This is a genomic window from Rhodococcus sp. KBS0724 (assembly GCF_005938745.2).
Classification (GTDB): Bacteria; Actinomycetota; Actinomycetes; order Mycobacteriales; family Mycobacteriaceae; genus Rhodococcus_F.
This window is the reverse complement of record NZ_VCBX02000001.1, coordinates 1,955,027-1,981,665: the sequence shown is the minus strand read 5'-3', so window position 1 is coordinate 1,981,665 and position 26,639 is coordinate 1,955,027. Positions and strand designations below refer to the sequence as shown.

At 59.5% G+C, this 26,639-nt stretch carries 29 protein-coding genes and 1 riboswitch; of the genes, 16 read left to right on the top strand and 13 right to left on the bottom strand.

The features are described from left to right. Positions 1-33 precede the first annotated feature (33 nt). Positions 34-129: riboswitch (TPP riboswitch) on the top strand. The 7 genes from FFI94_RS09135 (at position 117) to FFI94_RS09105 (ending at position 6,445) form a co-directional block, all read left to right on the top strand. Next, positions 117-890 (top strand): TenA family protein, encoded by a 774-nt coding sequence (locus FFI94_RS09135; protein ID WP_138872683.1) that lies wholly within the window; start codon positions 117-119, stop codon positions 888-890. It overlaps the preceding riboswitch by 13 nt. Continuing rightward, complete coding sequence (locus FFI94_RS09130; RefSeq protein WP_138872682.1) at positions 887-1,906, top strand: ABC transporter substrate-binding protein; 1,020 nt, start codon at positions 887-889, stop codon at positions 1,904-1,906. The genes FFI94_RS09135 and FFI94_RS09130 overlap by 4 nt, the downstream gene beginning before the upstream one ends. Next, positions 1,884-2,687 (top strand): ABC transporter permease, encoded by an 804-nt coding sequence (locus FFI94_RS09125; protein WP_138872681.1) that lies wholly within the window; start codon positions 1,884-1,886, stop codon positions 2,685-2,687. The genes FFI94_RS09130 and FFI94_RS09125 overlap by 23 nt, the downstream gene beginning before the upstream one ends. After that, positions 2,684-3,487, top strand: a complete 804-nt coding sequence (locus FFI94_RS09120; RefSeq protein ID WP_138872680.1) for an ABC transporter ATP-binding protein — start codon at positions 2,684-2,686, stop codon at positions 3,485-3,487. Before FFI94_RS09125 ends, FFI94_RS09120 begins: the two co-directional genes overlap by 4 nt. A gap of 226 nt (positions 3,488-3,713) precedes the next feature. Beyond that, on the top strand, positions 3,714-4,322 hold the full coding sequence (locus FFI94_RS09115; RefSeq protein WP_185993165.1) for a LysM peptidoglycan-binding domain-containing protein: 609 nt from the start codon (positions 3,714-3,716) through the stop codon (positions 4,320-4,322). A 172-nt stretch (positions 4,323-4,494) separates the two neighbouring features. After that, a complete protein-coding gene (locus tag FFI94_RS09110) occupies positions 4,495-4,983 on the top strand; it encodes a hypothetical protein (protein ID WP_138872678.1) in 489 nt (162 codons plus the stop codon). A 115-nt stretch (positions 4,984-5,098) separates the two neighbouring features. Next, entirely contained in the window at positions 5,099-6,445 is a 1,347-nt protein-coding gene (locus tag FFI94_RS09105; protein WP_138872677.1) for a T3SS (YopN, CesT) and YbjN peptide-binding chaperone 1, read from the top strand. 11 nt (positions 6,446-6,456) lie between these two features. On the opposite strand, the gene FFI94_RS09100 is transcribed toward FFI94_RS09105, so the two are convergent. Beyond that, positions 6,457-7,575, bottom strand: coding sequence for a class I SAM-dependent methyltransferase (locus FFI94_RS09100; RefSeq protein ID WP_138872676.1), 1,119 nt, complete (start codon positions 7,573-7,575; stop codon positions 6,457-6,459). 156 nt (positions 7,576-7,731) lie between these two features. Continuing rightward, on the bottom strand, positions 7,732-8,844 hold the full coding sequence (locus FFI94_RS09095) for a Glu/Leu/Phe/Val dehydrogenase (protein WP_138872675.1): 1,113 nt from the start codon (positions 8,842-8,844) through the stop codon (positions 7,732-7,734). 209 nt (positions 8,845-9,053) lie between these two features. Between FFI94_RS09095 and FFI94_RS09090 the strand changes: the two genes are divergently transcribed. Together FFI94_RS09090 and FFI94_RS09085 are read left to right on the top strand one after the other, a co-directional pair. Then, positions 9,054-9,566 carry an Lrp/AsnC family transcriptional regulator gene (locus FFI94_RS09090; protein ID WP_033236034.1) on the top strand — a complete coding sequence of 171 codons (513 nt, stop codon included), beginning with the start codon at positions 9,054-9,056 and terminating at the stop codon, positions 9,564-9,566. 46 nt (positions 9,567-9,612) lie between these two features. Next, entirely contained in the window at positions 9,613-10,074 is a 462-nt protein-coding gene (locus FFI94_RS09085; RefSeq protein ID WP_138872674.1) for a 6,7-dimethyl-8-ribityllumazine synthase, read from the top strand. A 56-nt stretch (positions 10,075-10,130) separates the two neighbouring features. Here the strand turns inward: FFI94_RS09085 and FFI94_RS09080 are convergent, their stop codons facing one another. From FFI94_RS09080 to FFI94_RS34695, 3 genes are all read right to left on the bottom strand, one after another. Continuing rightward, entirely contained in the window at positions 10,131-10,448 is a 318-nt protein-coding gene (locus FFI94_RS09080) for a hypothetical protein (protein ID WP_138873690.1), read from the bottom strand. Positions 10,449-10,568: 120 nt separating this feature from the next. Then, positions 10,569-11,069, bottom strand: coding sequence for a DUF3558 domain-containing protein (locus FFI94_RS34700; RefSeq protein WP_397495556.1), 501 nt, complete (start codon positions 11,067-11,069; stop codon positions 10,569-10,571). A gap of 447 nt (positions 11,070-11,516) precedes the next feature. After that, positions 11,517-12,002 carry a DUF3558 domain-containing protein gene (locus FFI94_RS34695; RefSeq protein WP_397495555.1) on the bottom strand — a complete coding sequence of 162 codons (486 nt, stop codon included), beginning with the start codon at positions 12,000-12,002 and terminating at the stop codon, positions 11,517-11,519. A 217-nt stretch (positions 12,003-12,219) separates the two neighbouring features. Between FFI94_RS34695 and FFI94_RS09060 the strand changes: the two genes are divergently transcribed. The 3 genes from FFI94_RS09060 (at position 12,220) to FFI94_RS09050 (ending at position 15,761) form a co-directional block, all read left to right on the top strand. Continuing rightward, positions 12,220-13,896 carry an FAD-dependent oxidoreductase gene (locus tag FFI94_RS09060; RefSeq protein WP_138872671.1) on the top strand — a complete coding sequence of 559 codons (1,677 nt, stop codon included), beginning with the start codon at positions 12,220-12,222 and terminating at the stop codon, positions 13,894-13,896. 9 nt (positions 13,897-13,905) lie between these two features. Then, entirely contained in the window at positions 13,906-15,345 is a 1,440-nt protein-coding gene (locus FFI94_RS09055) for an ATP-binding protein (protein WP_138872670.1), read from the top strand. Positions 15,346-15,407: 62 nt separating this feature from the next. Then, entirely contained in the window at positions 15,408-15,761 is a 354-nt protein-coding gene (locus FFI94_RS09050; protein WP_138872669.1) for a UBP-type zinc finger domain-containing protein, read from the top strand. 17 nt (positions 15,762-15,778) lie between these two features. On the opposite strand, the gene FFI94_RS09045 is transcribed toward FFI94_RS09050, so the two are convergent. Next, a complete protein-coding gene (locus FFI94_RS09045; RefSeq protein WP_138872668.1) occupies positions 15,779-16,849 on the bottom strand; it encodes an MBL fold metallo-hydrolase in 1,071 nt (356 codons plus the stop codon). Positions 16,850-17,041: 192 nt separating this feature from the next. Here FFI94_RS09045 and FFI94_RS09040 point away from each other — a divergent pair, with 192 nt between their 5' ends. Continuing rightward, positions 17,042-18,097: a 2,3-butanediol dehydrogenase gene (locus FFI94_RS09040; protein WP_138872667.1), complete on the top strand. Its 1,056-nt coding sequence runs from the start codon at positions 17,042-17,044 to the stop codon at positions 18,095-18,097. A gap of 52 nt (positions 18,098-18,149) precedes the next feature. On the opposite strand, the gene FFI94_RS09035 is transcribed toward FFI94_RS09040, so the two are convergent. After that, a complete protein-coding gene (locus FFI94_RS09035; protein ID WP_138872666.1) occupies positions 18,150-18,374 on the bottom strand; it encodes a hypothetical protein in 225 nt (74 codons plus the stop codon). Between the two features lie 283 nt (positions 18,375-18,657). Here FFI94_RS09035 and FFI94_RS09030 point away from each other — a divergent pair, with 283 nt between their 5' ends. After that, on the top strand, positions 18,658-18,924 hold the full coding sequence (locus tag FFI94_RS09030; protein WP_260683965.1) for a helix-turn-helix domain-containing protein: 267 nt from the start codon (positions 18,658-18,660) through the stop codon (positions 18,922-18,924). 126 nt (positions 18,925-19,050) lie between these two features. After that, entirely contained in the window at positions 19,051-19,431 is a 381-nt protein-coding gene (locus tag FFI94_RS09025; protein ID WP_138872665.1) for a helix-turn-helix domain-containing protein, read from the top strand. Here FFI94_RS09025 and FFI94_RS09020 read toward each other — a convergent pair. From FFI94_RS09020 to FFI94_RS34155, 5 genes are all read right to left on the bottom strand, one after another. Beyond that, complete coding sequence (locus FFI94_RS09020; protein ID WP_138872664.1) at positions 19,428-21,221, bottom strand: long-chain fatty acid--CoA ligase; 1,794 nt, start codon at positions 21,219-21,221, stop codon at positions 19,428-19,430. The two genes, FFI94_RS09025 and FFI94_RS09020, sit on opposite strands and share 4 nt — an antisense overlap. Next, entirely contained in the window at positions 21,218-21,661 is a 444-nt protein-coding gene (locus FFI94_RS09015) for a MarR family winged helix-turn-helix transcriptional regulator (RefSeq protein ID WP_172936855.1), read from the bottom strand. The genes FFI94_RS09020 and FFI94_RS09015 overlap by 4 nt, the downstream gene beginning before the upstream one ends. A gap of 104 nt (positions 21,662-21,765) precedes the next feature. Next, positions 21,766-21,897 carry a putative transporter small subunit gene (locus tag FFI94_RS34015; protein WP_221937744.1) on the bottom strand — a complete coding sequence of 44 codons (132 nt, stop codon included), beginning with the start codon at positions 21,895-21,897 and terminating at the stop codon, positions 21,766-21,768. 27 nt (positions 21,898-21,924) lie between these two features. Further along, positions 21,925-23,592, bottom strand: coding sequence for a sodium:solute symporter family protein (locus tag FFI94_RS09010; RefSeq protein WP_260684466.1), 1,668 nt, complete (start codon positions 23,590-23,592; stop codon positions 21,925-21,927). Between the two features lie 724 nt (positions 23,593-24,316). Beyond that, a complete protein-coding gene (locus FFI94_RS34155) occupies positions 24,317-24,601 on the bottom strand; it encodes a plasmid pRiA4b ORF-3 family protein (RefSeq protein ID WP_260683964.1) in 285 nt (94 codons plus the stop codon). Between the two features lie 114 nt (positions 24,602-24,715). Between FFI94_RS34155 and FFI94_RS09000 the strand changes: the two genes are divergently transcribed. Continuing rightward, entirely contained in the window at positions 24,716-25,315 is a 600-nt protein-coding gene (locus tag FFI94_RS09000; protein ID WP_138872661.1) for a T3SS (YopN, CesT) and YbjN peptide-binding chaperone 1, read from the top strand. 334 nt (positions 25,316-25,649) lie between these two features. On the opposite strand, the gene FFI94_RS08995 is transcribed toward FFI94_RS09000, so the two are convergent. Continuing rightward, a complete protein-coding gene (locus FFI94_RS08995) occupies positions 25,650-26,585 on the bottom strand; it encodes an HNH endonuclease (RefSeq protein WP_260683963.1) in 936 nt (311 codons plus the stop codon). Between the last annotated feature and the right edge of the window lie 54 nt (positions 26,586-26,639).

Genomic DNA, 26,639 nt, shown 5'->3' with positions numbered 1-26,639 from the left:
GAGCAACGGAAAGCGGCGGTGTTAAGGTCGCCTTGTTCTGACACGGGGTGCTCCGCATGGGCGGGGCTGAGATCAAACCCGGGAACCTGATCAGGTAATGCTGACGAAGGGATGTCATGGCTACCACACAGCCTGCATACAGTTCTGCCGTAAACACGTCTGCCGAAAACACGGCGGTATCGAGTTCGGTGCTCACCGAATCGAGTTCCGACCGTTTCACCGACCGACTCTGGGCGGAGACACAAGCTCTGCGTGAGTCGATCGACTCACTCGAATTCCTGCGCCGACTGGGCGATGGCACCTTGCCGCTCGACGCGTTCCGCACCTATATCGAGCAGGACAAGCTCTACCTCGAGGGATACTCCCAAGCGCTGTCTCTTGTTGCCGCTCATGCACCGAATCCGCAGGCAGCGGGATTCTGGTCCAACTCCGCGTCCACCGCGGCAACGGTTGAGTCGTCACTGCACGACGGCCTTCTCACCGGCGGGATCCTGCCGGCCGAGTCCAGCCGCCTCGAGCATTCCCAAGCATGCTTGGGATACGTGTCCTACCTGATCGCGACGGCCGCTACCGCGCCGTACGCCGTCTCCGCGGCCGCGGTACTCCCCTGCTTCTGGATTTACGCCGAAGTCGGCCGTGACCTGGCCGCATCAGCGCGGGAAGTCCTGGACGCAGATCCGACGCATCCCTACGCGCAGTGGGTCAGCACCTACGATGCTCCGGAATTTCACGAGTCCGTCGCGAAGGCTCGGGAGCTCGTCGACGCCGCAGCCGACGCCGCTACCGAAGCAGATCGAGAAGCGATGAGCGAGGCGTTCCGAATCGCAAGTCGATTCGAGCTGATGTTCTGGGATTCGGCATTGCACCCGCAGCCTTGGCCCGCGTCATGATCTCGGTTCGGCGGGTTCTCGCCACAACCGCAGCGCTGGCGGCAACCCTGACCGTGATCAGCGGATGCTCCAGCGGCACAGAATCTTCGGATTCCATCCGATTTGCACTCGACTGGACTCCCAACACCAACCACACCGGACTCTACGTCGCGATGCAGGAGGGCTACTTCGACGACGCCGGACTGGACGTGTCGATCCTTCCCTACAACAACACCTCCCCCGACACCCTGGTCGATGCCGGCAACGCAGAGTTCGGGATCAGCACCCAGAGTCAGGCGACGTTCGCCCACGCTGCGGGTGCGGACACCGTCTCCGTCATCGCGCCACTTCAGCACCGCGCCACGGGAATCGGTGTCAAGGCCGACCGATCGGACATCACTCGTCCGCGTGATCTCGACGGCAAGGTCTACGCAGGCTTCGGCGATCCCGGCGAGGTCGAAACGCTGCAGCAGGTCATTCGTAACGACGGCGGCACCGGCGACTTCACTACCGTCACGTTAGGTACGTCGGCCTACGAAGCCGTGTACTCGGGCCAAGCCGATTTCACGGTGTCCTATTTCGCCTGGGAAGGTCTCGAAGCGGAGCGCAACGGAACCCCGATGCGGTACTTCCAGTACACCGACTACGGATTCCCCGACGCGTATTCCATTGTGATCAACGGCAATCAGAAGTGGCTCGAGGATCACCCCGAGAAAGCCGCCAAGTTCGTCAAGGCCGTGCAACGCGGATACCAGACGGCCGCCGAAGACCCCGACCGCGCCGCACAGGATCTCATCGACGCCAACCCCGGCGCCTTCACCGACGAAGACCTCGTTCGGGACAGTCAGCGCATGCTTGCCGCTGACTTCATGAAGGACGCAAACGGTGTTGTCGGAACTCAGAATCTCGAAACATGGTCCGGTTACTCGGGTTTCCTTTTCGACAACGGCCTGCTGGCCGGTCCGGACGGCAAGACGCTGACCCAGCAACCGAATTGGTCGGAATACTTCACCAATGAGTACCTCGCCGCGCCCTGAAGTGGAAACTCGATGGGGATCCGTCACCCGGCGAGCGCTGCCTGCGCTCGCCGTGGTGATCCTGCTCGTGGTGGCCTGGCAGATCTACGTGGACGTCAGCGACATTCGTCCACAAGTTCTGCCGTCACCCGGTCGCGTACTGACGCAGGGCTGGACCAACCGCGAGGTGATCGCCGGTCATGCGTTGTCGACGCTTCAGGTGACGCTGATCGGGTTCACCGTCTCACTGGCCCTCGCGTGGATTCTTGCTGTGGTCGTGGACTTTTCACCGTGGTTGTCGCGCGCGTTGGTGCCACTTTTTGTCGTCTCGCAGACGTTGCCGATCATTGCGATCGCCCCACTCATGATCATCTGGTTCGGATTCGGGCTGTTGCCCAAAGTTCTGGTGATCGCATTGGCAACGTTCTTCCCGATGACCATCGGTTTGATCGAAGGGTTTGCTGCGGCCGATCGTGAAGCCGGTGCACTCCTGCGCAGCATGGGCGCATCCCGCTGGCAGGAGTTCCGGTACGTCCGGCTCCCGTCGGCCATTCCACGGTTCTTCACCGCTCTACGTATCGGCATCACCTACGCCGTCGTGGGCGCGGTCTTCTCCGAATACGTCGGCGCGACCTCCGGTTTGGGCATCTACATGAGCACCCAGAAGAACTCCTTCCGCACCGACCTCGTGCTTGCCGCAGTTCTCGTGACCGCCCTGATCAGTGTCACCCTGTACCTCCTGACCTTTGCCGTGGAACGCGTCGTTGCGCCGTGGGCGCTGCGCGAAAGGACACCGCGATGAGCACCGAACGCATTGTCGACGTGGCCTCGCTGAGCAAGGAGTTCGGCGCACGCGCAGACACACGACAGGTTCTCGATGACGTGTCGTTCCACGCTGCGCCAGGCGAATTCGTCTCGCTCATCGGCCCGAGCGGGTGCGGCAAGAGCACCATCTTCAACGTCCTGGCCGGACTCGAATCCCCGACGACTGGAACCGTCACCGTTGGTCTGCCGGACTCGGGACGCGACATCCCGACCGCCTACATGCCCCAGAAAGATCTCCTGTTTCCCTGGCGTTCGGTACTCGACAACACGGCGTTGGGACTCGAAGTGCAGGGCGTGCCCCGGAAAACCGCACGCAACAAGGCCCGTGAGTTGTTTGAAGCCTTCGGACTGTCGGGTTTCGAGAATGCCACTCCGTCGCAGCTTTCGGGCGGCATGCGCCAACGGGCGGCATTGCTGCGCACTGTAGTTCAGGGCAAGCCCGTGCTGCTGCTCGACGAACCGTTCGGCGCCCTCGACTCGCTGACCCGCACCGAAATGCAGTCCTGGCTCCAGGATGTGTGGCAGCAGTATCGGTGGACAGTTCTGATGATCACGCACGACATTCGTGAGGCCATCTACCTGTCCGATCGCGTTGTAGTTCTCTCGGCGAGACCCGCCACGGTCAAACGCGTCGTCGACGTGCCACTTCCTCGCCCTCGCGAGCTGGACATGATCACTTCGCCGGAATTTGCCGCAGTGGAGCGCGAGTTGCTCCAGGTGCTGCACAGCGAGACTCTGGCCGCATTGTCCGACCAGTCCCCACCTGTCGATTACTGAAAATAAGCTGAGAGTCACGCGCAGTTCACCGGCAGTTCAGAGGCGCTGATCAACCAAGGCCCAGGTCGACGCTCCGAGAAAGTCTCACTGCGACCAAATCTGCTCACTACCAGAGAGATAACGATTAACGAAATTTAAGTATGTGTGTCGGGCGTTCCACAAAACTCTCCAGTAACGTAGTGTGGACCGCCTACGCAGCCACTCACCGCGAGGTAACTGGCGAGTGATGTTTGCGTGGCAAGACCCCATCGCAACAGATTTGGAAAGGGACAGTGTGAGCACACTGCAGTCAGGCCAGAGTCTCGCAATCGGCCAGGAACTCAAGTCCGACAACGGTTCCTACGCCCTCACCCTGCAAGCCGACGGCAACCTGGTTCTCTCCGAGAACGGCCGCGCAGTTTGGGCAGCCGGCACCAACGGATCGGGCGCCAACCGTGCGGACCTGCAGGCCGACGGCAACTTCGTCCTCTACAAGGACGGGGACGCAGTCTGGGCATCGCAGACCTCCGGCAACGAAGGCGTCTCGCTTTCGGTTCAAGACGATCGCAATGTCGTTCTGTACGCGGGCGAGCGCGCCCTGTGGTCCACTGACACCGCCGTCGCAGCTCCCGCGCCGGAGTCCACCCCGGAGCCTGCCCCGGCAGCACCGGAGCCCGAACCGGCTCCCGCTGCTCCGGCAGCTCAGACCTACACGGTCGCGGGCGGCGACACCCTCTGGGCGATCGCCGAGCGCTTCTACGGGGACGGCAACCAGTACCAGCGCATCGCCGATGCCAACGGTATCGCCAACCCGGATCTCATCAACGCGGGCCAGGTTCTGACCATCCCGGCGTAGCCTCTTTTTGCCACGAAACCCCAGGCGTCCATGCCTGGGGTTTCGTGCATTAAACGGCTTTTGTGTTCTATAACACACTTATTCGCGTCCCACCCAATAGCTTTCGATGTGCCACTACTGTTCGATTTCGCCTACAGTGCTTTGCGTACTGCTCCCGGAGAACAGGTTGTGCATGAGAGACAGAACTGTCATGGTCGGCGCGCTCACCGTTGCCGGCATTTCTGTCGCTTCGGGCTTCCTCTTCGGCGGAGCGGCTGGAGCATTCGGCGGCGGCGGACCGATCGTCACCCCACCCGCCTTGGTTTCCACGGTCACCGTTGATTCACTCGCGGATATCGAGCCTGCCTCCTTCTACACCTCGATAGTCGTACCTACCGTCGTGATTCCGCCGACGCCGACGTGGAAGGTTGCACCCGAGCTCACGGCCCCGCGCAACGTACCGCTTACCTCCGTCGTGGAATCGACGACAACGTCCACCACCACCGAATCAAGCTCGAGTTCCACCACTCCCGTGTCATCGACGCCGGCCTCGTCCACACCTGCGTCGGCAACGCCGTCGAGTACTCGCCCGTCCGGAACGGCGACGTCGACGACAGTCCCGACCAGCACGGGAATCCCGGTCGTCACCATCGATTCCGAACGCCCGTCCAGCGGAGACTGACCGATTTGGCGTCAGCGACCACGTGACCGCCGTTACATCCTCTGCCTGCAAACAGCTGCTTTGTCGGCACCTCGCGTTACCGTATAGGTCTCAGCGTTGTGTTAGGAGGTGACTGATGGCCGTGCACGGATTCGACCTCGATATCAGTGTCGACCGAGCGTGGGCGGAATTTCAGGCACGCCTGGCCGACCACATTTCGATCATGGTGGACGGCGACGTCCTTGCTGTCGAGGCCGCGACCTCCGATGTCGACACCGCTGAAGGCGGAGCTCCCTGTGTCCAGTTCCTGATCTGGGACACCGACATGGTGCGATGCGAGGTTCCCTCCAACAATTTCCTGCACCCGCGGTTCGCCCTCGACGAGTCCGGCCTCGAGACGCTCGTCGCGCTCGGCTGGGCTCCCCCGTCGGACGGTCCCGATACCGACAACAGCTCCCCCGCTTTCTGCGTGGACAAGCGGCAGAACTGGTCGGACCAACTGGCGTCGATGACCGTTTCGGCATTTCGCACCGTTTTCGGCGTGCAGCACCCGGCCTTTCTGTCCAGTGATCTCACCGGCAATCAGCTGACACCGGACTTCGATCCCTCCGTCACCACCGTCGACGAGTTACCCCTCCTCGATCCAGCTGCGGCGTACATGCCCAACGACGTCGACCATCTCAAAGAACTTGTCACCCTTGCCCTGGTCCCCATGCTCGGCAGCCTCCCCGAACGCGACAGCGACGGAGACATCCCCATTCGTGTCGGCTCCACCGTCATGTTCGTCGGACCGCTCTCGGATTCTCTTGACGTTCAACTGTTCTCACCGCTCGTACAGGACATCAGCGATCGCACACGCGCCAGCGAGGTCATCGCGGACCTCAACCGCAAATGGTCCCGGATCAAGTTCGTTCTGATCGACGACAGGTTGTCGGTCTTCCTCGAAGTCGCAGGCTCACCGTTTGTGCCCAAACATCTCACCGATACGTGCGCCTCGTTGACGTCGTTCCTACGTACCGTCGACGACGAATTCGCGTCACGGTTGGGCGGCGATCTCTTCTTCGCGAACAAGGGCGGCGAGGCGGGCACACTGCAGCCCGAGCTCACCATGGAGGATTTGCCGCCGGAACTCGAGACACTGCTTCATCTCGATCTCGATGTGGCCGATGACCTCGAGGCCGTCGCCGACGTGTGTGGCCGCGATCGCGACCTGATCCTGCAGTTGCTCCACATCAGCAACGAGTGGCAGATCCAGTTGCGAAGCCAAGCCGTCGACGCACACAGCCGTGACGACGCCGACGAAGCTGCCGGCTTCAACGATCAGGTCGGGACGTGGGAGCGCATGGTCGATCGACTGCGCGGAGCACTTCGTCTTGTTGTGCTGCCAGATGCCAAGACTGATCCGCCGGCAAAACCGCAGCCGGAGCAGATGGGGTTGTTTGCCGATCCCAGTCAGGAAACGCTGTTCGACGACCCGTCCTGACCTGGGAAGGTTCAGCGTCGACGAAGCCGCCACAACGAGGTGGTTTCACGCGCACGCGCGGCATGCAGAGCGTCCGTTCGGTCACTTACCTTGGCGTGTGTTGGTTTGACGTCGATGCGATCTATTACGGTCAATCCGCCGGCCGCGATCATCGCGTGCAGTTCCGAGCGCGTGCGCAAGCCCAGGTGCTCTGCGATATCGGAGAGAATCAACCAGGCCTCGCCGCCCTCGGCGAGATGGGCGCCAACTCCCGTCAAGAAGCCATTCAACATAGCTCCGGCCGGGTCGTAGATCGCGTACTCGATCGGCGAGGTTGCCTTGGCCGGAATCCACGGCGGGTTGCAAACCACCAGTGGTGCAACACCTTCGGGGAACAGATCGGCCTCGACTACCGTCACCTGATCGCTGTAACCCAACCTGTCGAGGTTGGACCGCGCGCACTGCAGGGCCCGGGGATCTTGATCCGTCGCCGTCACTTCTGCGACACCGCGCTGAGCGAGAACAGCGGCCAGCACCCCGGTGCCGGTACCGATGTCGAATGCGCTCTCGGTCGACGGCAATGGCGCTGCTGCCACCAGATCGATGTACTCGCCGCGCACGGGTGAGAACACTCCGAACGCCGGATGGATCCGAGCGTTCAGCGCGGGAATCAACACTCCTTTGCGATTCCACTCGTGTGCGCCGATTGCACCCAACAAATCACGCAGTGAACGAACCGAAGGCTGATCCGTGACGCCGAATGCCTCGGTGAATGCCGCGTGTGCGTCGGGTGCTCGACGCAATGGAATCGAGAGATCCGCATCGAGAGGAATCAGGAGCATCCCGAGTATCTGTGCGCGCCGGCCCTGCGTTTGGCGGTGAAGATGGAAGGCCTGTGCCGGATCATCCGAGTCTCGGCGTGGTTTGCGGTCCATCCGCGCTGCCACGGCCCTGGATAGTTGGCGCGCATTCTGGAAGTCACCGCGCCACAGAAGGGCTGTTCCCTCGCACGCCAATCGGTAGGCTTCGTCAGCCTTCATCGTGTCGTCCGCGACCAGTATTCGTTTAGGGGCCGGTGCCCCACTCGTGGAACCCCAGAGCGCGCGGCGCTCGGTATCGTTCTCGGTCCACACAACGTACTGTTCGGTCATCAAAGGCCCTTCCGGCGTCGGACATGGAGCGGATAGGGCGTTCGACGCACTGCGGCCGGTCCCGGCTCGCGTGTTCCAGTTCTGCACATCTGCTTGTCTGGTTCCACACTAGCCGGGACCGGCCGGATTAATGACCTTGCGCGGGGCGCCTCAGCTCTACGTGCGCGAACGAACCGCCTGTGCAATGCGAGCCTCAGCGACGGCGTCCGCTGCCTCGCCCGCGAGGATTGCTTCAGCCTTCGACTTCGCAAGAATCTCGGTGACCGTGTCGAAAATCTTCTCCACCTGAGCCTTGACCTGCTCAGCCGTATGCTCTTTCAGCTCACCCGCCACCTGGATGAGGCCACCACCGTTGGCGACATAGTCGGGCACCCACGTGATGCCGCGCTCGCTCAGAACGGACTCGACCTCGGGTTCTGTCAGCTGATTGTTGGCTGCGCCGCAAATCACCGCGGCAGTGATCGCCTCGGCCGAGGCGTGCGAGAGTGTTGCCCCCATCGCGCATGGTGCGTAAACATCGAGGTCGGCGTCGATGACACTGTCCACGATCTGCACCTGCGGGAAATCCGCCTTCACGCGGGCAAGTGCTGCCGCGTTGACATCGGTTGCCAGCACGGTCCCGCCGTCGGCCAGGAGCAGCTTGATGAGTTCGTACCCGACCTTGCCGGTGCCCTCGACTCCCACCGTCTTGCCGGTCAGGTCACGCGAGCCCCAGTGCGCCTGGGCCGCGGCCAGCAGGGACTGGAAAACGCCGAGAGCTGTCATCGGCGCGCTGTCCCCCGAGCCGCCGGCTTTCGCATTGCGCCCCACCACGAAGTCGGTTCCGAGCCCGATCACGTCGAGATCGTCCGAGTTGGTTCCCACATCTCCGGCCGTGATGTAGCGGCCGCCAAGTGTCTGAACGAATTTTGCGTAGGCACCGAGTAATTCGGTGGACTTCGCTGTTGCCGGGTCGCCGATGATGACGGCCTTTCCGCCACCCAGATCAACACCTGCGATTGCGGCCTTGTAGGTCATTCCGCGAGAGAGCCGCAAAACGTCTGTGACAGCGGAAGATTCGTCTGCGTACGGGTAGAAGCGGGTTCCACCGAGCGCCGGCCCGAGCGTCGTGGAGTGGATTGCAACAATCGCCTTGAGTCCGCTCGCCGGATCCTGGAAGAAGCTCACCTGCTCGTGCGGGTAATCGCGAAGATAGTCTGCGCGATCGAATACGCCGGCAGTGTCGTCGGAGATATGGGTGGAGTTCACAGGCTCGGCGGTGAGAGTCATTGTGAGATAGACCTTTCCAAAGGACGTGTACGACACAGGCGTGAGATCGAGACGAACCGTCAATGGGTACAGTGATCTACGCAAACTGTCCCGCTGAGCAATTCGTAGAACCAATGCTCTTCCTGAGCTACGATTTGGTCAATACAAATCTATTGAACTAAGCAATACGATCATCCAGTGACCTCGATCACTGAAGAAAGGTTCACAAAATGCTCAGCATCGACAAGCTCGACGTCCAGCTACTCGGATTGCTCAGCAAGGATTCGCGCATGAGTGTCGCCGAACTCGCCAACTCGTTGGGGGTAGCCCGCAACACTGTCCAGGCCAGGATGAAGCGGATGGAATCAGGTGGAATTCTGACCGGCTTCCGCCCCAATCTCGATCTCCCCGAAGTCGGTATTCCCATTCAGGCCTTTGTGGGCCTCGAATTGGAGCAGGGAAAGATCAGCGCCATCGCGAGGAGCCTGGCCGAGTTGCCCGAGGTAATCGAAATTCACGCCACCACCGGACGCGAGGATCTACTGGTGCGCGTCGCCACCTCCACCCACGCTGCGTTGCAGAAGTTGGCCGAGCAGATCGTCAGCCTTCCGGGTGTCACGCATTCCACCACCACGATCGCGTTGACCAATCCACTTCCCTATCGAATCCAGCCACTGCTCGAGCACCTCACCAACGATGCGGGCTGGGGGCGCTCCACAGCCTTCCCGCGACAGCAGGATTGAGACGCGCATTCGCGACGACGCTTCCTGGTGCAGTAGTTTTGTCGTTATGAGTGACATCCAGGGACAGCGCATCGCGTTCATTCAGGCGACGTGGCATCGCAACATCGTGGACCGTGCACGTGACGGATTCACAGACGAAATCGTCGGCTTGGGCTACGCCCGCGACTCAGTCGATTTCTTCGAGGTGCCGGGCGCTTTCGAGATCCCGCTGCACGCTCGCCGTTTGGCGCAGACGGGCCGTTACCAGGCAATTGTTGCTGCTGGTCTCGTCGTCGACGGCGGCATCTACCGCCACGATTTTGTGGCGACAGCCGTCATCGACGGTTTGATGCGAGTGCAGCTTGATACCGATGTGCCGGTCTTCTCCGTCGTCCTGACGCCGCACAACTTCCATGAGCATGCTGAGCATGTCGACTACTTCAGCACCCATTTCGTGAAGAAAGGTGCCGAAGCCGCTCGCGCTGTGGACGCCACAGTCACCTCGCTGAAGGCTCTGCCGACCGCCTAGTCATTCCACAGTCTCGCTGAGTCGGATGCCCTCCGGCTCAGCGAGATTTTTTGTGCCTATCCAGGGATCTCGAACTTCGCGTGGGTGGCGGCGTTCTCACCGTCCACGGATTCATAGCGGTCGATGCAGGCTTGGAAGTAGGCTCGCATCTCCTTCACCACGGCGATGTGGCTGTCGAGAGATTTTTCCAACGAGTCCTCGCCACCCACGGCTTTCTTCGAGAACTTCTCAGCCAAGTCGAGGCCCGATTGCAAGGTCCCCATTCCCTTCACCTGGGCGAGGTCTCGAAACCCCTCCTTCATCGCAATGAGCTCGTCGCGAAGTTGTTTACACGCAGCCACCAATTTGTTGGCAACGTCACGGTCAACACTCAATCCCCCATCCTGAAGGTCAGCGGTCCAGGCTGACCACATCGAACGAGCGTCTTGAGATTCTGAACCTTCAACCAGCGGTGGCATTGCCCCTCCATTTCCGATGTTCAATCGCCCAAAAAGTCACCGAGGTAGGTTGCGTTCAAGTGCATCCGCATATCTTCGCGTCAGCGAACAAGTCGGTTCGGTTTGCACGTATGTTGCCTTCGTACTCACGCTTAGCCACACCGCTCCTTGGTCCACTGCAAGCGCTACGAAACAGCGAGCAAGCGTAGGGTCATCTGCTTCGTGAAATTGGACGCCCATCCGGTTCCCGATAGGTATCGACTCGACATCGACATACCGCGCATTGGCCTGAAGCTGTTCAACTGTGTATTCGTTCGAGAATATTGTGAAGAAGTACCAGTCACTTGACCATTTACAAATCTTCCACCCTGGCTGTTCGACGCCAAAAATATCAACGCTCTCCGTCGCCGGATCCAAACCCACTCCCTCAATCACCGAGTCCGGAATGTCCGTACACGGGTTGAACAATCCCTCTTGTCCAGATGCGCGCTCAGGCTCACCCACAACGGTTGAACCACAACTCACTGTAAGCAACCCAATGGTCACCGCCGCCAACATAAGTCGAATTTGCGCCATTCTAAGATCCCGATACTTCATGCCGGGCCAGACGATCCGCGTTCTCCGCTTCCGCAGCGAAATAGCGTGTCACGCATGCCTGAAAGTATGCTTCCATCTCGTTTAGCACATCGATGTGGCTAAGGAGTGACTTCTCAAGCGAGTCCTCGCCCCCAGACGCTTTCAGCGAGAATTTACGCGCCAGGTCGATTCCCGATTGAAGTGTGCCCATTCCCCTCACATTTGACGCCGACTCAACCTTCCGAAGCGCAACATCCAACTCTGCCCGGTACGCCCTACAAATGTCACGGAGTTTGCGGGCCACTTCAAAGTCCACTGCGATCGCGCCGCCTTCAACTTCGCCTCTCCAGGTTGCCCATTGTGACAGTTGTGAGCCATCAGCGGACCCATCAGGATTGGTCACAACAACCCCCCTCGTTCATCGGATCTTCAATGTGGCCAATAGGTTTCAAGTTCTGCTCCGTATCGCGTCGCGAGCGTGCATGTGGACTCTTCGATCGGATGTAGGCCCATCCGGGAGACTCGAAGCCAGATCGTGCCCTGCTCAACTGGCGTCGCGACATAGCAGGACGCACCAACTTGATCCTGAGCACGGGAGTACTGAACACCTTGCCTTTGTCCAATTTCAACATCTCGAAATCCGGTGAAATCGGTGTTGGACCGAACATCTTGCAATGAGTACACGTTCGACATAACGACAACGAAATACCACGGCCCCGTCCACGAACAGATCTTCCACCCGAGTTCTTCGACGCCAACCAGATCTCTTTCCTTAGTCAGCGGATCAAGACCGACGCCCCGAATCGCGGAATCCGGAATGTCCGTACACGGATCGAATAACCCCTCTTGACCGGATAGCGGCTCAGCCTCCCCCTCCACGGCTGAGCCGCATCCGGCCAAAGCCCATACCAACATCCCTGCCATGAGAAGCCGACCCCCCATCGACATTCTCATCGGCCCCCTTCGGTATGAACTCACTCTGTTTGATGCGCCAGAAGCCGGATCGGTTCCCGTTACCGATAAATTCCAAGTTCACATAGCGCTGTTCGCTTCCAGCGCATCTGTAGCGATTGACGGTTTGCGCAGCAGTCGCATACTGGAGGGGTTGACTACAACGCCGGGAGGGCACCGAGTGAGCACGCCGAAAGCACCTGCCAAACCAGCTATCCTCAGCGTCGACGACGACCCCGGGGTTTCCCGGGCCGTGGTCCGTGACCTTCGTGAACGCTACGGCGAGAAATATCGAATCATCCGCGCCGAATCGGGCGATCAGGCGCTCGAAACTCTGCGCGAAATGAAGCTTCGCGGGGACGCTGTCGCCGTTATCGTCGCCGACTACCGCATGCCCGGTTTGAGCGGAATCGAATTCCTCGAACAGGCAATGGATCTCTACCCCATAGCTCGACGCGTCCTTCTGACGGCGTATGCAGATACTGATGCCGCGATCGACGCCATCAACGTCGTCGACCTCGATCACTACCTACTCAAACCTTGGGATCCTCCGGAAGAAAAGCTCTACCCGGTCATCGACGCCCTCCTTGACGCCTGGGCCGGCTCCAGCCACCACCCCACGGAGGAGACCAAAGTCGTCGGCCATCGTTGGTCTGGTCGATCCTCGGATGTTCGAGAGTTCCTGGCGCGCAATCAACTTGCTTACCGCTGGTACATGTCGGACGAGCCTGAGGGACAACGACTCCTTGCCGCCGCAGGAGCCGACGAACTTAACCTTCCCGTCGTCATTGCTCCGAACGGTGACGTACTGGTTGAGCCGACGGATACCGAACTCGCGGACAAGCTCGGCCTCAGCACCACCCTGTCGGAGGATTTCTACGATTTGGTTGTCGTCGGCGGTGGGCCCGCGGGGTTAGGTGCGGCGCTCTATGGAGCCTCCGAGGGCCTGAGGACAGTCCTTATCGAACGACGCGCCACCGGCGGGCAAGCGGGTCAAAGCTCTCGTATCGAAAACTATCTCGGCTTCCCCGACGGCGTTTCCGGATCACAGTTGGCCGATCGCGCACGAAGGCAGGCATCAAAGTTCGGCGCCGAGGTCATCACAGCCCGCGATGTGACGGGCCTCGAGATCAACGGGTCTGCTCGCACAGTTCGTTTCGACGACGGCACGTCCGTCGACGCGCACTCGGTCATCTTGGCTACCGGTGTTTCGTACCGCCAGCTTTCGGCCCCCGGTCTCGACACCTTCACCGGCCGAGGCGTGTACTACGGGTCTGCCGTCACCGAAGCCGCGCGTTGTAGCGAGCAGGACGTCTACATTGTGGGCGGGGCGAACTCCGCAGGCCAAGCAGCCGTTTATCTTTCACGCGGAGCGCGATCCGTCACCATACTCATCCGTGGCGCTTCACTCGAAGCATCCATGTCCTACTACCTGATTCAGCAGATCGAGAAGAACCCGAAGATCTCGGTCCGCGCGTGCACAGAAGTAATCGCGGCTGACGGCGACGATCATCTCGAGCGAATAACGCTGCTGAACAGAGCAACTGGCGAAGAAGAGACCGTCGACGCGCAGTGGCTGTTCATCTTCATCGGCGCCGCTCCGCTGACGGATTGGCTGGGCGACGTGGTCGTTCGAGATCGCCATGGATTTATCCTCGCAGGACCCGACCTCACCGCCGACGGCATCACACCGCAAGGGTGGCCCCTCGATCGAGCACCCCACCACCTCGAAACCAGCGTTCCCGGAGTCTTTGTCGCCGGCGACGTACACGCCGAATCAGCCAAGCGGGTCGCGTCGGCTGTCGGCGAAGGAGCGATGGCCGTGATGTTCGTCCACCGCTATCTCGCTCAACCATAGGGAGATTTGATGTCTGTTCCAGAATGCAGTCCAGAACTTCTTCGCACACTTTTTCTGTTCGAGAAGCTCAGCGATGATCAACTCGAAACACTCTGCCAGAGTGGCCACATCACTGAAATCGACCGTGGCCAGGTCTACCTCGAAGGCGACCCGGCTTCGTGCTTCTACGTCCTGATCGAGGGCGAACTGATCATGTCGAAACTCTCGGGCGGCGAAGACATCGAGATGGTGCGCACCTCCCAGAGAGGCGTCTACTCCGGCGGCTGGACGTCGTACTTGGGTGACCGCGTACCGCAAATCTATTCGGCGTCGCTGCGGGTAACCAAGCCGTCGACGTTCTTTGTTCTCGATGCCGACAAGTTCGGTGAGGTAGTGCGCGAATGGTTCCCGATGGCGGTTCATCTTCTCGAAGGAGTGTTTTTCGGTAACCAGAACACCCGCCAGATCATGGATCAACGTGAGCGTCTCCTTGCCCTCGGATCCCTCTCTGCCGGATTGACCCACGAACTGAACAATCCTGCCGCCGCTGCAGTACGAGCCACTGCGTCTCTGCGTGAACGGGTTGCCGGAATGCGCCACAAACTGGGGATGATTGCCACAGGCTTCTACGACCGCGATGCGCTTGTCGCCCTTATGCGTATGCAAGAGGAAGTCGCCGAAGTTGTTGCCAAGGCTCCCACGCTCACTCCACTTGAAGCGTCCGATCGGGAGGACTCGCTGGGCGAATGGTTCGAGGACCATTCCATCCGCGACGGTTGGGACCTAGCACCAACCTTCGTACAAGCAGGCCTCGATACCGACTGGCTCGAGACTGTTGCCGCAGCCGTGGACGAGTCTGTGCTCGAGGGTGCAATTCGTTGGTTGAACTACACCATCGAATCCGAGTTGCTGATGAACGAGATCGCAGATTCCACCACGCGAATCTCCACGCTTGTCGGTGCGGCCAAACAGTATTCGCAGATGGACCGCGCTCCCTTTCAGACTATCGACGTTCACGAATTGCTTGACAGCACTCTGATCATGTTGGGACAGAAGATCGGTGACATCACCGTCGTCAAGGAATACGACCGGACTCTGCCTCCCATCGATGCTTACGCCGGCGAACTCAATCAAGTGTGGACCAACCTGATCGACAACGCTGTCGCCGCCATGGATGGCACTGGAACCTTGACTGTTCGCACCAGCCGGGATGGTGATCGAGTCTGCGTCGAGATCTGCGACACCGGACCAGGAATCCCCGACGACGTCATCGACAGAATCTTCCAGCCCTTCTTCACCACCAAGCCTGTCGGAGAAGGAACGGGCTTGGGCTTGGATATTTCGTGGCGCATCGTTGTCGGTAAACACCATGGTGAACTCCGGGTCACATCCGAGCCCGGAGACACCCGCTTCCGCGTCCTTCTGCCCATATCCGGACCAGAACGCAACCACGTCGACGACGCCGAGTAGCGCACACCCCACTCGGCGCGCACGATGAATGAAGCAGAGCCACTTCAACGAAGGGACTGACCATGACAGACGGACTTCCAGCTGGAATTGATCCGAGCGTGCCGCCGAGTGGTGCCGGGTGCATGGAATGCGACGCAACTGGCGGTTGGTGGGTGCATTTGCGTCGATGTGCTCAGTGCGGTCACATCGGATGTTGCGACTCATCCCCGTCACAACACGCCAGCGCTCACGCAGCTGCCACCAAGCATCCCTTCATGCAGAGTTTCGAACCTGGCGAGGATTGGTTCTGGAGCTTCGAAACCCAGGAAGCCTACGACGGACCTGAATTAGCCCCGCCCACTTCTCATCCCACCAGCCAGCCCACTCCAGGTCCGGAGGGCCGAGTGCCAGCCGATTGGCAGCAACACATCCACTGACTCCGAGACGACGTCGGTCATTTCACCGTAATGTCGAACGTGAGCCGAGAAGGCTGAACATAGTCTGCCGGATCGACAAGTAGTCGCAGTTCAGGGGACGTCGGCAAGCCTGCAAGCGCCAGGCGCAGTCTCTCTTCGTATGCGACGGCCGGTGCGGAGAGCGGTGCGAGCCAATTGTCGTGGTGCGCCGGCACGAAGAGAGAGGGCCGCAGTGCCCGGATGTAGTCGAGCGGATCGCTGAGCCCGTTCGTGTACTGGTTGTAGCCCTGGATAGAGCCGATCTGCACCGTGGAGGCCGGCAAGGCACGCAAGGCGTCCAGGATCTCCGGTGCGTCGGTGAACAGCGGACCCGTGCTGTCGTGCCACGTCAGTACGAAGTCACCGACCACAAACTGGTACAGCAACGATCCGCCCTCGGCGTCGTTGAAATGCGACGCCAGGTGCGCAGCGTCGTGAGGTGTCGGCGGGTGTTCGATGGCCGGACTGAAATCGGGCACAAGAACGAGTGGCGGCTGCTCTCCTCGTGGTGCCCGTAGCGCGGAATGCAGGTGCCGAACGGTATGTACTGCAACACCGTTAGACAACGAGAAGTCAGTTCGATCAGAACCCAGCGGGTACGTGCGGAGTTCTGTTGTGGCCTGCCCGACGATCTGGCTGCAGTGCTCGTCGGTGCCGACGATGGTTGCTCCACAGAGCGATGCTATTTCGGCAGCGTCTGCCGCGTGGTCGAAATGCCCGTGCCCAATCAGAATGTGACTCGGCGCAAGCGCGGCCAACTCTTCCGGGCTAGTCGGCACGTAGTTCGAGAACTCTCCTCGAGGAACCCACGCGTCCAGCAGAAGAACGTTGCCTGCGATGGCCATCGCAAAATTCGTGACACCAAACCAGGAGAGAATCGTCTTGGACGGGTCCACTTCGCCAGTCGATGGATCAACATTCTCGGAGCCGAAGAACCGTTGGCGCGCAGCGATAGTCGGACTCACCGACGCGGGAACGGAGGCCGACGCCTGGGTCACCACAAGGGTTGAGGCCGCCGCAGCGGCAGCTCCCACGACAAAAGTTCGCCGGCTAACTTCGTTCGAAAACATGACTGCAGTCTATGTGGCGAGTGCGCACATCGAATTTCATTCCGCACGCTCAGATCCGCGACGACACCGTTGAACGCACGGGAGCTCTCCCGGCTCTCACACATTGCAATCCATTGCAACCCTTCACACCCTCTCACTGGAGTCCTAACGTTGATCTACCAGCGGATTCACAACGAAGTGAGGTGCGGATCTATGAAGGCAGCACGGTTCCACGGTCAGAAAGACATCCGAATCGAAGACATTCCCGAGCCCGAGGTGCGGCCCGGTACCGTCAAATTGAAGGTCGCGTGGTGCGGAATTTGTGGCACCGATCTCCATGAGTACCTCGAAGGCCCCATCTTCATCTCGGCGCCCGGTCACCCGCACCCCCTCTCTCATGAGAACGCGCCTGTCACGATGGGGCACGAATTTTCGGGCACAGTCGAAGAAGTCGGCGAAGGCGTGACCGACGTCGAGGTAGGCGAAAACGTCGTCGTCGAGCCGTATTTCGTCTGCAACGAATGTGCGCCGTGTAAGGCCGGGAACTACCACCTCTGTACTCAGATGGGGTTCATCGGATTGGCCGGCGGCGGTGGCGGGCTCAGCGAAAAGGTTGTGGTTGACCGTCGTTGGATTCACAAAATCGGAAACATCCCGCTGGACGAAGCTGCGCTGATCGAACCGTTGAGCGTTGCCCATCATGCCGTAGTTCGTAGCGGCGCCCAAAGTGGCGACATCGCGATTGTCGGAGGTGCCGGACCTATCGGACTGCTTGTAGCCGCAGTACTCAAGGGCCTTGGCGTAACCACGATCGTCACGGAACTCAGCGGTGCCCGCAAGGAAAAAGCACTGTCCAGCGGTGTCGCCGACTTTGTCATCGATCCGAGCTCCGAAGACGTGAAGGCGCGCGTTCTCGAGATCAGCGACGGCATCGGTGCGGATCTCGGATTCGAGTGTGCCGGGGTCAACGCGGTGCTCGACACTATGCTCGACACCGTTCGACCCGCGGGAGTGGTTGTCAACGTGTCAATTTGGGGCAAGCCGGCGACCATCGACATGCAGAAGCTGGTCCTCAAAGAAATCGATCTACGCGGAACAATCGCGTACGTGCGTGATCATGAAGCCGTCATCAAAATGGTTCAGGACGGAGTTGTCGATCTGGCGCCGTTCATCACCGGACGCATTCAACTCGAAGAGTTGATTACCGAAGGCTTCACGACCTTGATCGAACACAACGACACAGCGGTCAAGATTCTAGTTCGTTCATAATTCAACAACTGGGAAATGCGGTGGGGACGTCATGTCTCCACCGCTCCTTGGTTTAGGAGGCTTCCCGCTCCTGCTCAACACACATCGCCGAGTATCGCGCGAAGGCATCGTTCAAGGTCAGAGACTTGCGCTTGTCGCCGATATCGCGCGGCGGCGCCTGCCTGACACATCGCTTTGCGTGCTCGATGACTGCCTCGCGCACAACGCTGGATATGTCCGCGCCCGTAAGCTCCCGGAGAGCCTCGAGAGCCTCCAGTTCCTCTGAATCAAATCTCACTGTTACCGATCGTCTAGCCACACACAGGATGCTACGTCGAGTCACACCAATATTGGGAGTTAGGTTCGAGCGACACTCGAAAACGCTTCTCTCCAAACGAATTGAATTCCGATCAGGCTGCTCTGAAAGCCGGCGCACGCCTACTCTCTCGGTGGGTTGACCCTCCTCGACTCCCCCGCCGATCGAAGGTTAATGCATGAAACTACATGCATTAACGAGCATTTGAGATTGCTCTGCAACGCCACCCGGACTTATGCTTGCAAAATAAGGCATAGGAGCGGCAATGAGTCAGCCACGTCGAAGTTCACCGACGCGCAGCAGTCCTATGCCTGAAACTGCACGCATCGGTGACCTGTTTGCCGAACGCAGGGTCCAACTCCGACTCACCCAGCAAACACTCGCCAACCTAGCCGGGGTGTCCCGATCCAGCGTTCAAGCACTCGAATATGGCACCGGATCCGTGAAGTTGGCATCAATCGTCGAAATTGCCGACGCCCTCGGACTTCGCCTGCAGCCAATCACGATCGCCGAAGTTGAGTCGCCTCGATGAGCGGCCCTCGCGGCACGACGTTGACGGAAATTATCAATGCAGACGTCTACATCAGCACTTCTCACCGGCTTACTTCGCCATCACCTGACAGCACTGATGTGACAACTACTTCGATCGGAGCTCGGCATGAGCATTGACCACGTAATTTCAGCGGTCGGTAGCACCGACGCGGCAAAGATCAAGACCGCACTGTCCGCGCTCGCTCAAACCTCAACCAGCACGACGACGCTCGTGATCGACGGCGTGAAAATAGACGTCCCACCTTCAGTGGGCGATGCCGTCGTGGCGCTGCTGACTTACCTCGCCAACGGTGACAGCGTTGCGCTCGGCGCCGTGGCCGAACTGCTCACAACGTCGCAGGCCGCCGAAATTCTCGGCGTCTCCGACACGTATGTCCGCAAGCTTGCCGACGCCGGCAAGCTTCCGATCGAGCTACGCGGAACCCACCGCCGATTCCGGCTCGACGACGTCATGGCCTACCGCGAGCAATTCCCCAAGCGCGCCTAGCTCTTGGTGTACATGCCTTCGATCTCCTTGGAGAAACGGTCGACGACTACGTTTCGCTTGATCTTGAGCGTCGCCGTCATTTCGCCGTCTTCCTCGGTGAGATCCCGATCGAGAATGACGAACTTCTTGATCGACTCGGCATGTGAGACAGCCGAATTAGCGTCATCGATCGCCTTCTGCACCTCTGCTCGAAGATCCTTGTCGTCACGCAGTTCTGCGACGGTTGCCTCGGCGGGCTTGCCGTTGTCTGCCTTCCACTTCTCGAACACCTCGGGATCGACTGTCAGAAGCGCCGTGACGTAAGACTTTCCGTCGCCAACGACCACCGCCTGCGAGATGATGGAATGAGAGCGGATCCGGTCTTCCATCGGGCCGGGTGAAACGTTCTTGCCGCCAGCCGTCACCAAGAGGTCCTTCTTGCGACCGGTGATGGAAAGGTAACCGTCACTGTCGAGTTCACCAAGGTCGCCGGTGCGCAGCCAACCATTGTCGAAGGACTCTTCGGTGGCTTTCTCATTCTTCCAGTAACCCTTGAAGACCACTCCCCCGTTGAGTTCGATCTCGCCGTCTTCCGCGATACGAACGCCGTTGCCGCCCATTGGCTGTCCGACGGTTCCGATCTTCTGAGCCCCGGGAATGTTGACGCAGTGCGCTGCGGTGGTTTCGGTGAGTCCGTAGCCTTCGTAGATCGGAACGCCGAGACCACGGAAGAAGTGGCCGAGTTCCGGTGTGAGTGCTCCGCCGCCGGAAATGGCGAACCAGCATTCTCCGCCAAGCGCTGCGCGCAGCTTCGAGTACACAAGCTTGTCGGCGACGGCATGCTTCGCCTTGAGCACCAGGGACGGGCCGCCCTGGTCGAGGGACTGGCTGTACTCCTTGGCCGTTGCTTCTGCGAAGGCAAAGATGGCGCCGGGAATCTTGCCGCCGGACTCCGCCTTCCGCGCGGCTCCGTCGCGAACCTTCTCGAAGACCCGCGGGACGCCGAGGATCGTATTGGGCTTGTAGCGCTCGAATTGAGTTGTGATGTTTGAGAAATCAGACCAGTGCGCCTGCGCAGCACCAGCTTCGAACGTAGCCAAGGACACTGCACGAGCAAGTACATGGGCGAGGGGAAGGAAGGTCAGAACCCGGTTTCCCGGAACCGCGACCTTACCGATCGACGCAGTGAGAATGCCCCGCACCTCGGACAAGAAATTCCGATGAGTGAGGATGCAGCCCTTCGGCCGTCCCGTCGTACCGGATGTGTAGACAAGGGAGGCAAGGTCGTCGGCGCGAATACCGTCGAGCCGCTTCTTCAGCTCGGTTTCATCGACGTCGATGCCCTGCTTTGTCAGCTCCGCAACTGCGCCGGCGTCAATCTGCATGACAGCGCGGAGGCTAGGCGGCGCATCCTGGAACAGCTGCTCGTGCGTCCCCGTCTCCACGATGGCCATGACAGATTCGGAATCCTCGAGGATCCAGGCAACCTGGCCCTTCGATGACGAGTCGTAGATCGGAACCGTGGCAGCGCCGGCCGCCCAGATGGCGAAGTCGAACAGCGTCCACTCGTAGCGGGTGGCAGACAGAAGTGCGACGCGATCGCCTGGCTGGACACCGGCGGCAATCAACCCGTTTGCCACGCCCATGACCTGCTCGGCAAATTCCTTCGCCGATACGTCGACCCACCCGTCGCCCATCGGCCTCGAGAACACCGTGAGGTTCGGGGTGCGCTCGGCGTGAGTGAAGACGGTGTGCACCACCGACTCGTTGTCGGAGATGGTGAACTGGGCTTTGGCGCTGTACTCACTCACAGGGTGTCATCTCCGTCGGTCTGCGATTCTGTGCTGATTCTGAAGCGGTGAAGTGCACGGGCGAATTCCTCGATCTCGGACTCACTCCAATCGTGCAGCCTGCTGACAACTTGGTCGAGTCGACGCGCGTCGGCGGCGTCGAGGTATTTGCGACCCTCGTCAGTGAGGTGGAGCGGATTACCCAGGCGAACGGGTCCCGGATCGGCATACACCCAGCCTGCGTCGATGCATCCGCGCACTTGGCGCGAGATAGTCGAGCGGTTGACGCCGAAGACGTCGGAGATCTCCGTAGCCCGGCAGCCGTCGTGGCGGCCGATGAAAGAGAGGAACGAATGCTGCGCGATGGACGGCTGATCGTCGGATTGGCGATCGCCTGTCATCAGCTGCCGCGTCAAGTGCACCAGCTCGTCATGGACGGCTGGTGGACCGGTGAGCGACATTGCCCCGTTGTGTTGCACTGAGCAACTATAACGCCGACCCCTGTGTCCGACGCAATATGACCGCCGCCACCGGCACCAAGAGCGTCGGTGGCGGCGGTCAACAGTTACACCAGATCTTCACCGCTGCGGCGAGCCTCCGCCCAATCCTTGAAGAATCCCTTGCTGATGACTCCCAAGACAACCAGGACCAACGCCGGCCAGATCAGAACGTAAATGGTCAGTAGAGCTGTGCTCATTCGAGCCCCTTCCAATTGTCTCGACGATTACTTTCCGGTCGCGCCCAGCGCAGAAGCGTCGTCGTGCGGCAACTCGTCGTCGTCGAAGTCCCCTGTCCGTTGTTTGATCAGTTCGAAGTCGAACGTCTCGCGCTGATTGACAGACATCGCAAAGCACACGACGGTACTCACGGCATAAGCCACCAAAGATCCACTGAGCGTTGGGTAGTCGTGCAAGAACCCGATCGCAAACGGCGCGGACAGCACTATCGCCAGGCCGCCGACAATCTGCGCAACCTTGAGCCCGAAGAATCCAAAGGCCATGAGCCCCAGAACCACTCCGATGCCGATCACGGAAACGATGTCGGAGAGAATCCCGAACATCCCGTCCATCGGCACCCAACTGAATCGGACAGGCAGGAACGCGGCAAGAGCAACGAGCACCGACACCGTGAACGCCTTATTGGTGACCTTCCCCCAATAGAAGCTCGCGATAACCGGGAACACCAAAGCGCCCCACAGCGCGCCGACGAACACCAGCAGATCCAGAATGCTCAATTGCAGACTTGCCAAGGAGATAGCCGCGGCCGTCGCAACGATCATCGTCACACGGCCGATGAGCAGCATCCGCCGTGGGTTGGCATTAGCCTTGCCGGCGACCGCCTGACCGTAAACATCGGTCATCACGATCGATGAGAGTGCCGCAAGATCCGAGTCCGCGGTCGACGATAACGCGCCGACGATCATGACGAAGAAGACAGCCAGCAAAATCCCCGGCAGGTACGACGCGGCCATCTGCGGAATCAGGTTGTTGACGTCGCCATCCATCGGCTCGATTCCGAGGTACAGCGCGAGAACGCCCAGCATTCCGACACCGATGACCGTTGCGCCATATCCCACGGTGGCGGTGATGAAGGTGGGCTTGATCAGGTCTTCGCGAACCGCGAACAGACGTTGAGCGATGGTCTGGTTGCCAATCGCGTAAGCGAGAACGGCCGCGATGTACGGCGCGCCCTGTTCGAAGAAGGCAACACTCGAGAAGAAGTTGCTCTGCTCCGCTGTGAGGTTGCCTGCACCGGATTCGAAGGCCGCGGGGAACCCTGCGGCAAAGAAGATGAACGGCACCAAAACCGCTACCGCACCAAGCATTCCGATCAACTGCACAAAGTCGGTCAACACCGAAGCGCGGAAACCCGACCACAGCGTGTACAGCAAAACGCCCAGCGCAACGATGAAGACACCCTGAATGAAATTGAACGGGGAAAGCAGCGCGATCAGCAGACCACCAGCGAGGAAGTTCGACATCAAACTGATGAGACTGCCGACGATATTGGAGCCCGCGAGCATCAGCTGACTCGAGCGTCCATGCCGGGCGTACATGACCTCGGCCAGCGTGTGGGCTTTCGGCGCCACTTTGCGAATTCGCTGGCCAAACGGATAAATGAAGAGAATCATCAACGCGCCCCACAAACCGTAGTGGATAGGGCCGGAGATTCCGTAGGTGTAGCCGGAAGTGGCGGACGCATACATCGACGACGCCCAAATCCAGGTGGCCGTCATACTCGCAGCCGAAACACCAAATCCTAATTTATTTCCGGCAGTCATAAAACCGTCGGCATTTTCCTGCTTCTTACCGATACGAAGAGAAATCAGAAAAGTTCCACCATAAAAAGCAACAAGCAGTGAAACAATTACCAATGTACTGAACTGGACCATGTCGGACCCCGTCACACGCCACATCCTTCGCACATAATCGGCAGAACAAACGCGCAAAAACCCCTGTTCAGGATCTTTGCGCTTCGATTCTGCACGCCCTAGGAGCGACCGTCATACCCACACCGGTCACATATTCAATTGACTAGCAACACGCACTTCGTTTTTTCCGAAACCCAACCTCCACAAAATAAATCTTCTGCGCAAGCTTTTGGCTCGACCACGCAATTCAACAACTGAGAATCGACCCTAGCATGACGGCAATTTCGAACAAAAACTCAGATATTTTCCCGCCAGAAAAGATTCAGGAGACGGACGCCGAAAAATCACGCGCTTCCAGCGCATATAACAACTCGGCATCAATTGAAATCGACGCTCGATCTGATCTGTCCACTACTTCGACAGGACCATTTCGCGATCATTCGCAGGTACCGGAGGGTGTCGCGCACAATCCAGGTCCAATCGTCGTCGTCGAGCCGTGCTCCGTCTGTTGCGGACCAACTTGAGCGTCTTTGCAACGTCGAAGAGCACTGTGTTCGCGAATCACTCCCGGCAATGGTGGCGATCCATTCACTGTTTCAACCAAGTTCGGCTCGGTCAGACGCATCACCTCGAAGTAGTTGTCATATCTACTAGAAATCTCCGCTTTGGCAACTGCTGCAAATATTTTCGGTGGGCAATGAACCGACATCGAGCGCTACTGTCGTTGCGACTGCCGCATCGGGCTCTATGAGAACAAAGCGCTCTCGCCGCTGAGACAGGACGGCGCCTCAGTCGTCTGGTCTTCGACAATCTCCTCGAGGACCAACGTGTGGCTCCACCGGGCGCGGACGTTGTACTCGTATCGGACGCACTCCCCAACCTTTATAACTGCCTCGCCGATTGTGGAGACTCGATCTTCCCACCGACAGGCCGAGATACTCACTGCCACAACGCTGTCGGATTTTCCGGGACTCGAGCTACATCGCTCTGCGGCAGTTAGGTCCCGCTCATCACGAGCCGACGCGAACATTCTTGATCATCCACTAAGCAGACAATAGTGAGCGCCGACTACCGTAGACCTGACACCCACCGCACGAAAACAGTGCCAAGCGCCTGCTCGGACTGGCACAGAACATGAGGATCCATGAGCGACCACGACACGACCGCCGACCAGCCCCTCCACATCAACGGCGCCATTGCCCTGGTGACGGACGAGCGCGACGAATTGGTTCGCCTGTGCACTCAGACTCTCGCTGAACTTCTCGGCAGCGAGCCTGACACCGATGACGACGGCGATATTGTCGTGCCCGTTCACGGGTTTGTAGTCTACGTGACGGTCGCGGATGACGGCCCGCAGATCAACGTCTGGTCGTCGGTTCTCACCGGCCTCGGCAATCCTGCCCATGCCGCAACGCAGCTGATCGAACTCGCGCAGGAATGGCCGCGCCTGCGCTTCGCCTTCAGCGGCGACCACCTGCTGGTCTCGACAATGCTTGATGCGGACCCCTTCGCTCCGCAGCATCTCCTCAACCTGGTTGACGAGGTGCACGCCTTTACTCACGAACTCGACGACGATTTTGCTGAGTCCTTCGGCGGCACTCTCGACTGCGATGAGGACGACGACAGCTACGCCGGCGAATGCAACACCGGCGGCTGCGGCGACGATTGTGACTGTGATTGCGGCGATGACGCAGCCGAGAGCGAGATCGATATCAAAGCAGTCGCGTCGACGCCCAGCAAGTAGGCAACAACCCACGGATCACTAGATCCGAAGACGGCTTCCTCGTTTTGCGTTGCGCGCGTGCATCTCTTTAACTACAGCGATGCACGCGCGCGTACGGCTCGCTATCCCCGTCGGCCGGGGCTGAACCGAAGAATCCAACGGCTCAGACCTTTGAAAATGACTTGCCGTCCGTGATTAAAAACGCGGCCCACATTCATCCTTGGTATGCGCAACGGCCAGCCGTCGACCGATTCCTACAGTGATATTTCGGTCCAGCCAAGGATTGACACGAGTAGTTCGCTGACACATTGTACGGACTCGACGACAAGTCCTGGAATTCACATCGTCAGCAATGTCAGCCAGCGGACTGAAACTTCTTGTAGCTCAATGCAAGCAACTCCGGGTCGGGACGCTCAGATCTTATGGCTGGAATCACCATCAGCTTCTGACCGTGCCGCTCCTTCAGCCCGTGCTCCAACATCGGACCATCGATCTCTTCGAGAAGATCCTGTCTGATCTCAACGACAAGATCTGGACTGATACCCAGAATATTCACATCAAATGCAGCATGGTGAATCTTGCACATTGCCAACCCATTTCGTACCGAAGCGACTCCAGCCTCATCGGAATCGGGCACAATATGTGCCGCGTCAAGCAATGAGCTGTGACCTAAAGAGCAGACAGCGCAACGCGTTTCGTAGGCCCTCATCACTGTCGCTCGGAATACCGGCTGGTGGAGTCGGCGCTTAGTTTCTGCGATCAGGTAACGGCGAAGATGAGATTCGATCGGAGAATCCGTCACGTGGAGATCACGAGCAAATTCAGTGGCAACGACAAACTGATGGAGTCCCACCTCTTCGCCAACGAGGTAGACGGGAAAAACCGGCTGAAACTGCCCAGGTCCCACGCCGAAGAACCAGATCAACGGCACTTTCTGCTCCATCGCAGCCCGCAGCCCGCGGTTGTCCTGGTGATCCGGGTCCACACCGCTCCACTTGTACCGAAGAAATCCGTCGGCTCCGACCGCATCCTCGTATGGTCGGTCAGCGCCTTCACGGCGATAGACCGTGCTGATCGAAAGAGCTGACGATAGTTGGCGTGGCTTGCGGATACCCCGTTGGGGATCCATCAGTCTGAACATTTCGCCGTCAATGGTGAAATCGAGCAACTCTTGCTTACTGATCGAGTCGAGACCGTCGTTGGTTCGCACCGTAAGAAACTGCATTGCTTCGCGTCGCAGTCGCGTATCGAAATCCTCAGCGCCGTGCGCGATGCTCACAATGTCAGTCACCCAAACGTCCTATCCCCACATGTTTTGTGCACACGCACAGGTAGTCACGCTATC

Coding starts and splice junctions, on each gene's coding strand:
- FFI94_RS09030 (WP_260683965.1), top strand. CDS start 18,658: ATGAGTCAGCCACGTCGAAGTTCACCGACGCGCAGCAGTCCTATGCCT.
- FFI94_RS09055 (WP_138872670.1), top strand. CDS start 13,906: ATGTCTGTTCCAGAATGCAGTCCAGAACTTCTTCGCACACTTTTTCTG.
- FFI94_RS09135 (WP_138872683.1), top strand. CDS start 117: ATGGCTACCACACAGCCTGCATACAGTTCTGCCGTAAACACGTCTGCC.
- FFI94_RS09000 (WP_138872661.1), top strand. CDS start 24,716: ATGAGCGACCACGACACGACCGCCGACCAGCCCCTCCACATCAACGGC.
- FFI94_RS09015 (WP_172936855.1), bottom strand. CDS start 21,661: ATGTCGCTCACCGGTCCACCAGCCGTCCATGACGAGCTGGTGCACTTG.
- FFI94_RS09090 (WP_033236034.1), top strand. CDS start 9,054: ATGCTCAGCATCGACAAGCTCGACGTCCAGCTACTCGGATTGCTCAGC.
- FFI94_RS09085 (WP_138872674.1), top strand. CDS start 9,613: ATGAGTGACATCCAGGGACAGCGCATCGCGTTCATTCAGGCGACGTGG.
- FFI94_RS09050 (WP_138872669.1), top strand. CDS start 15,408: ATGACAGACGGACTTCCAGCTGGAATTGATCCGAGCGTGCCGCCGAGT.
- FFI94_RS09125 (WP_138872681.1), top strand. CDS start 1,884: ATGAGTACCTCGCCGCGCCCTGAAGTGGAAACTCGATGGGGATCCGTC.
- FFI94_RS09095 (WP_138872675.1), bottom strand. CDS start 8,844: ATGACTCTCACCGCCGAGCCTGTGAACTCCACCCATATCTCCGACGAC.
- FFI94_RS09045 (WP_138872668.1), bottom strand. CDS start 16,849: ATGTTTTCGAACGAAGTTAGCCGGCGAACTTTTGTCGTGGGAGCTGCC.
- FFI94_RS09105 (WP_138872677.1), top strand. CDS start 5,099: ATGGCCGTGCACGGATTCGACCTCGATATCAGTGTCGACCGAGCGTGG.
- FFI94_RS34700 (WP_397495556.1), bottom strand. CDS start 11,069: ATGTTGGCGGCGGTGACCATTGGGTTGCTTACAGTGAGTTGTGGTTCA.
- FFI94_RS34695 (WP_397495555.1), bottom strand. CDS start 12,002: ATGTTGGTATGGGCTTTGGCCGGATGCGGCTCAGCCGTGGAGGGGGAG.
- FFI94_RS09120 (WP_138872680.1), top strand. CDS start 2,684: ATGAGCACCGAACGCATTGTCGACGTGGCCTCGCTGAGCAAGGAGTTC.
- FFI94_RS34015 (WP_221937744.1), bottom strand. CDS start 21,897: ATGAGCACAGCTCTACTGACCATTTACGTTCTGATCTGGCCGGCGTTG.
- FFI94_RS09100 (WP_138872676.1), bottom strand. CDS start 7,575: ATGACCGAACAGTACGTTGTGTGGACCGAGAACGATACCGAGCGCCGC.
- FFI94_RS09040 (WP_138872667.1), top strand. CDS start 17,042: ATGAAGGCAGCACGGTTCCACGGTCAGAAAGACATCCGAATCGAAGAC.
- FFI94_RS09010 (WP_260684466.1), bottom strand. CDS start 23,592: ATGGTCCAGTTCAGTACATTGGTAATTGTTTCACTGCTTGTTGCTTTT.
- FFI94_RS34155 (WP_260683964.1), bottom strand. CDS start 24,601: ATGTTCGCGTCGGCTCGTGATGAGCGGGACCTAACTGCCGCAGAGCGA.
- FFI94_RS09115 (WP_185993165.1), top strand. CDS start 3,714: ATGTTTGCGTGGCAAGACCCCATCGCAACAGATTTGGAAAGGGACAGT.
- FFI94_RS09025 (WP_138872665.1), top strand. CDS start 19,051: ATGAGCATTGACCACGTAATTTCAGCGGTCGGTAGCACCGACGCGGCA.
- FFI94_RS09130 (WP_138872682.1), top strand. CDS start 887: ATGATCTCGGTTCGGCGGGTTCTCGCCACAACCGCAGCGCTGGCGGCA.
- FFI94_RS09110 (WP_138872678.1), top strand. CDS start 4,495: ATGAGAGACAGAACTGTCATGGTCGGCGCGCTCACCGTTGCCGGCATT.